This window comes from Anoxybacillus ayderensis, from assembly GCF_000833605.1.
GTDB lineage: Bacteria > Bacillota > Bacilli > Bacillales > Anoxybacillaceae > Anoxybacillus > Anoxybacillus ayderensis.
Map to the genome: position 1 here is coordinate 207,108 of NZ_JXTG01000004.1, position 6,259 is coordinate 213,366.

4 protein-coding genes are annotated in these 6,259 nt (G+C 38.6%); all 4 read left to right on the forward strand.

Annotation, left to right across the window (positions count from 1 at the left end):
- Positions 1-105 precede the first annotated feature (105 nt).
- Positions 106-1,041 (forward strand): ABC transporter permease, encoded by a 936-nt coding sequence (locus tag JV16_RS06610; protein WP_042534847.1) that lies wholly within the window; start codon positions 106-108, stop codon positions 1,039-1,041.
- A gap of 17 nt (positions 1,042-1,058) precedes the next feature.
- Positions 1,059-1,994 (forward strand): carbohydrate ABC transporter permease, encoded by a 936-nt coding sequence (locus JV16_RS06615; RefSeq protein WP_042534849.1) that lies wholly within the window; start codon positions 1,059-1,061, stop codon positions 1,992-1,994.
- 27 nt (positions 1,995-2,021) lie between these two features.
- On the forward strand, positions 2,022-3,008 hold the full coding sequence (locus JV16_RS06620) for an endo-1,4-beta-xylanase (protein ID WP_042534831.1): 987 nt from the start codon (positions 2,022-2,024) through the stop codon (positions 3,006-3,008).
- Between the two features lie 45 nt (positions 3,009-3,053).
- Positions 3,054-6,259 (forward strand): endo-1,4-beta-xylanase (locus JV16_RS06625; protein WP_244463796.1); only part of this gene is annotated, 3,206 nt, incomplete at its 3' end.

Genomic DNA, 6,259 nt, shown 5'->3' on the forward strand with positions numbered 1-6,259 from the left:
TTATAGTTTGACTAGGTCCTTCTTTTCCAAATGTAAATAACATAGTAAAAGAGGTGCTAAAAATTGGAGCTAGAAAAGAACGTTCGAAAAGAGACTTCCCCTCCTATGTTACCGAAGAAAGTGAAAAAGAAGAGGAAGTTTTGGAAAACAGTTATTCAGCAAAGAGCTTTAATTTTGATGAGTTTCCCGTTTCTCATTTGGTTATTTGTTTTTAAATATGTTCCGTTGTGGGGCTGGACAATGGCTTTCCAAGATTATCGTCCTGGACTTCCATTTAGTGAGCAAGAGTGGGTTGGATTGAAACACTTTAAGTTTCTCTTTCAAGATGAAGCATTTTTAAGAGTGTTGCGCAACACATTGGCAATGAGTGTCATTAATCTCGTCCTCGGTTTTGTTACTGCAATTACTTTAGCCATTTTGTTTAATGAGCTGCATAATGGGAAGTTTAAACGAATTGTACAAACGATTAGCTATATGCCTCACTTTCTTTCTTGGGTAGTAGCAGCAGGGATCATTTCATATGCTTTATCGCTGGAGAACGGTATTGTCAATATTGTACTACAGAAATTGGGGATCATTGATGAACCTATTCTTTGGTTAGGGATCGGTGAATACTTCTGGGGCATTATCGGGGTCTCCGAAGTGTGGAAAAATGTAGGTTGGAATACAATTATTTATTTGGCTGCTATCGCAATGATTGATCCTGAGCAATATGAGGCAGCAGAAATTGATGGGGCATCGAGATTACAACGCATTTTCTATATTACCCTCCCTTCTTTAAAACCGACCATTGTTATTTTGCTCATTTTAAATTTAGGGAATATTTTAGAAACAGGATTTGAACCGCAGTACTTATTAGGAAATCCGATGAACTTAGATTATTCTGAGAATCTCGATATTTTTGTTCTTAAGTATGGTATTTCCATGGGGAATTTTTCACTTGCTACAGCAGCAGGAATTTTTAAAACAGTCGTAAGCTTCATTTTATTGTTTAGTGCTAACCATATTGCTAAACGTCTCGGACAGGCAAGATTATTTTGAGATTGGAGTAGATGGACATGCAAAAAATCAATGTAGCGTTTAGGAGTAAGGTTCGTTACATGTCTAGGGGAGACATATTATTTAACATATTTAACTACAGTTTTATGATCATGTTGTGCATTGTAATGCTTTATCCGATGTTAAATACATTGGCCATCTCCCTTAACGATGCAAATGACACGATAAAAGGTGGAATATATCTTTGGCCACGAGAGTTTACATTATATAACTATCAATATGTGTTGAAGGAAAATACATTATTAAACGCGTTATTTATTTCTGTGTTGAGAACCGTTCTGGGCACGGCCATTTCAGTATTTTGTACAGCTATGGTAGCGTATGTTATTAGTCGGAAAGAATTTATATTTCGAAAATTTGTGACCATCGCTTTCGTTTTAACAATGTATTTTAATGGTGGGTTAATTCCAACGTATTTATTAATGAGAGACCTTGGTTTGATTGGGACGTTTTGGGTCTATATCATTCCTGGCATCATCGGTGTATTCAACTTGATCGTTATTCGTTCATTTATTGAAGGTCTTCCTAATAGTTTAGTTGAATCGGCTCGTATTGATGGTGCTGGGGAATTTACTATATTTTTTAAAATTATACTTCCTCTTTCCTTGCCGGTTCTAGCTACGGTGTCTCTTTTTGTTGCTGTGTATCAATGGAATTCGTGGTTTGATGTGTTTCTCTATAATTCATCTAATCCCAATTTAAGTACTTTACAGTATGAATTAATGAAAATCTTACAAAATACGAATGCCACAATGTCAGGGAAAACGGCAGCGGACGCATTTGCAAATGCGAGTGGACAATCGAACGCAGTGACCCCTGCATCGATTCGAGCCACAATGACAATTATTGCTAGTTTGCCTATTATCTTAGTTTATCCGTTTTTACAAAAGTATTTTATTAAAGGATTAACTTTAGGAGGAGTAAAAGGGGAGTAAAAATATACAGTTTGGAGGGAAATAAGTATGATTCCGTCGTTACGTGAAGTGTACAAAGAGCATTTTCGCATTGGTGCCGCTGTTAGCCCTATTACAATTAAAACGCAAAAAGATCTATTAGTAAGCCATGTGAATAGCATTACTGCCGAAAATCATATGAAATTTGAACATCTCCAACCGAAAGAAGGGGAATTTACGTTTGAACAGGCTGATGAAATTGTTCATTTTGCCTTATCTAACAACATGGTAGTACGCGGCCATACCCTCGTATGGCATAACCAAACTCCGCCTTGGATGTTTTATGATCGAGAAGGAAAGGTAGTCGGAAAAGAATTGTTATTTGAACGGTTGAAAGCACATATTTCAACTGTTATACAGCGATATAAGGGAAAAGTGTACTGTTGGGATGTCGTTAATGAGGCCGTTGCGGATGAAGGTAACGATTTGTTGCGTATTTCTAGATGGAGTGAAATAGCCGGTATGGAATTCATCGAGAAGGCATTTCTCTACGCACGGGAAGCTGATCCAAATGCCCTTTTATTTTACAACGATTATAATGAGTCATTTCCTGAAAAAAGGGAGAAAATTTACAAGTTAGTGAAGTCACTACTTGAAAAACACATACCAGTTGATGGTATAGGGTTGCAAGCACATTGGAGTTTGACTCGTCCAACATTAGAAGAGATTCGTTTAGCTATTGAACGATACGCCTCCCTTGGTGTCCAACTACATATTACAGAGTTGGACATATCCATGTTCGAGTTTGATGATCATCGAAATGATTTAATAAAGCCGACGGATCAAATGGTTGATAAGCAAGCGGAGCGATATGACCAAATTTTTTCTTTATTTAAGGAGTACAGCGATGTCATTCGAAATGTAACATTTTGGGGCATTGCAGATGATTATACATGGCTTGATAATTTTCCAGTCAAGCAAAGAAAAAATTGGCCGTTTTTGTTTGATGAAAATCATCAGCCGAAGCCAGCTTTTTGGAAAGTCTGTACATGTTAATAAAATTGTCCAGAAAAAGATTGCGTGTATTAGGAGGGAAATGAAATGTATAAAAGTTTCGTCAAGAAAGTCTCCCTTGTATTATCTACTCTTTTGCTCTTAGTTTCGGCGTTTCCTGTCTCATATGCACAAATGAATTCCATCCCCGTTTATGAAGAAACGTTTGAAAACCAAGGAAACTATGTCCAATCTGGTGGTGCGACCCTCACTCTAGTAAAAAACAAAGTGTTTGCAGGGAATGAAGATGGAACTGCACTATATATTAGTAATCGATCGAATAACTGGGACGGGGCAGATTTCCGTTTCACGGATCTTGGATTACAAGATGGAAAAACATATACGATCAATATTATAGGATATGTCGATGAAAGTGAAGTTGTTCCTTCAGGAGCTCAAGTGTATTTGCAAACTGTAGATAAAACATATGGATGGTTAGCAAGTGCCGACTTAAAGAACGGGGAATCGTTCACTATAAATACAACGTTTACTCTTGACATGAGTAAAGGAGATACTCGTCTTCGTATACAATCCAACGATAATGGTAAAACAGTTTCATTTTATGTCGGGTATTTTTCAATTTCAACTAGTGATGTAGGAGGAGAAGATGGTGAGACTCCTATTTTAAGACCATCGGCTTTACCTTTTGAAATGATTGATTTTGAAGATCAAAGTTTAGGTGGATTTGAGGGGCGTGCAGGAACAGAGAAATTAACTGTAACCAACGAGGATAACAAAACCTCAGGGGGAACGTACGCATTAAAGGTAGAAAATAGAGCGCAAAACTGGCATGGTCCTTCTTTACGCATCGAGAAATATATTGATCTAGGATATGAATATACGATTTCCTTGTGGGTTAAACTCATTTCACCTGAAAATGCACAAATTCAATTATCTACTCAAGTTGGAAGTGGAAGTGGTGCGAGTTATAACAATATTTTAAGTAAAGTAATTAGTGTTGATGATGGATGGGTACTGTTTGAAGGAAAGTATCGCTACAATAGTTCGGGAGGCGAATATTTAACGATTTACGTGGAAAGCCCAAACAGTAGTACTGCATCTTTTTATATTGATGATGTTCGTTTAGTAAAGAGTGGAAACCCTATCTCTGTACAAAAGGATCTTCTTCCTATCAAGAACGTTTATGAAAGTGACTTTTTAATTGGTAGTGCCGTATCAGCTGCTGATTTGGATGGAGAGAGACTCGAACTTCTCAAGTTGCATTACAACAGCATAACAGCAGAAAACGCTATGAAACCTAGCTATTTACAACCCACTAAAGGGAACTTTACCTTCGAAGCAGCAGATAGTATTGTAAATAAAGCTATAGAAGAAGGGATGAAAGTACATGGACATGTTCTCGTATGGCATCAGCAGACACCCGAATGGATGACCACTAGAGAAGATGGAAGCTTTCTCAGTAGGGAGGAGGCGTTAGAAAACTTAAAAAACCACATCGAAACCGTCATTAAACATTTTGGTAATAGAGTTATTTCATGGGATGTTGTCAATGAAGCGATCATTGATAATCCACCTAATCCAAATAATTGGGAGGAGTCATTAAGGAAGTCACCATGGTACTATTCAATCGGTTCCGATTATGTTGAGCAAGCTTTCCGAATCGCACGACAAGTTGTAGACGAAAATGGTTGGGATATTAAGCTATATTACAATGATTACAATGAAGATAATCAAAGGAAAGCACAAGCCATTTATCATATGGTAAAAGAGCTAAATGAAAAATTTGAACAAGAGTATCCTGGCAAAAAATTAATTGATGGAATTGGAATGCAAGGACATTACAACACAAGGACAAATCCAGATAATGTAAAAATGTCGTTGGAAAGATTTATTTCTCTTGGTGTGGAGATTAGTATTACTGAACTCGATATTCAAGCTGGAACGGATAATCATCTGACGGAGGAACAGTCCAAAGCACAAGCCTATTTATACGCTAAATTATTCAAAATATTCAAAGAAAAAGCGCCATATATCTCCCGAGTTACGCTATGGGGATTAAACGATGCGGCAAGTTGGCGTGCATCAACAAGCCCATTGTTATTTGATCGAAATTTACAGGCCAAACCAAGTTACTATGCGGTAATTGATCCTGATACATTTATAGAAGAAAATCCTACTGTGACAGAAGAGTCGCGGAAAGCAATTGCTTTGTATGGTATCCCTGTAATTGATGGAAGCATCGATTCCATTTGGGAAAGTGTTCCTTACATCCCTATTGATCGTTACCAAATGGCGTGGCAAGGAGCAAGCGGAACTGCTAAAGTTCTTTGGGACGAAGGGAATCTGTATGTATTAGTACAAGTTAACGATGACCAGTTAGATAAGTCGAGTACAAATCCTTGGGAGCAGGATTCGATAGAGGTGTTTGTGGACGAAAATAATGCAAAAACATCGTTTTACCAAGAGGATGATGGACAATATAGAGTAAACTTTGACAACGAAACATCGTTTAATCCACCAAGCATTGAAAATGGATTTATGTCCGAAACTAATGTATCTGGGACTAATTATGTGGTGGAGATGAAAATCCCTTTAAGAAGTATACAACTAAAAAATGGGTCTGAAATAGGGTTTGATGTTCAAATTAATGATGGGAAAAATGGTGCTCGTCAGAGTGTGGCTGCTTGGAATGATACGACTGGAACTGCATATATGGATACATCTGTATTCGGGACACTTACTCTTTTAACCACTTTAGATAATGAAAATACACCAGGCAGCGGCACAACACCAGGTAGTGGCACAACACCAGGCAGCAGCACAACACCAGGCAGCGGTACAACACCAGGTAGCGGCACAACACCAGGCAGTGGCACAACACCAGGCAGCGGCACAACACCAGGCAGTGGCACAACACCAGGCAGTGGCACAACACCGGGCAGCGGTACAACACCAGGCAGTGGCACAACACCAGGCAGTGGTACAACACCGGGCAGTGGCACAACACCAGTGAAGGGTGAAAATGGTACGGTTGTTTTACAGCCGAAAGTAGAGACGAAAGAAAAAGACGGCAAAGTAGTAGAAAAAGTGGCAACTATTTCAACAAATGAAGTTGAAGCGATTGTCAAGGAGCTGTCGAATGAAAATAAACAAGTCGTCGTCTCCCTCGGCTCGCTTCCAAAAGGTGTAGCCACAAAAGTAGATGTGCCAGCTACATTATTTACACAAGCGGCAAATAAACAAGCAGAAGCAACGATTGTGAGCGCCAGTGAACAAGCGACGTACAAATTGCC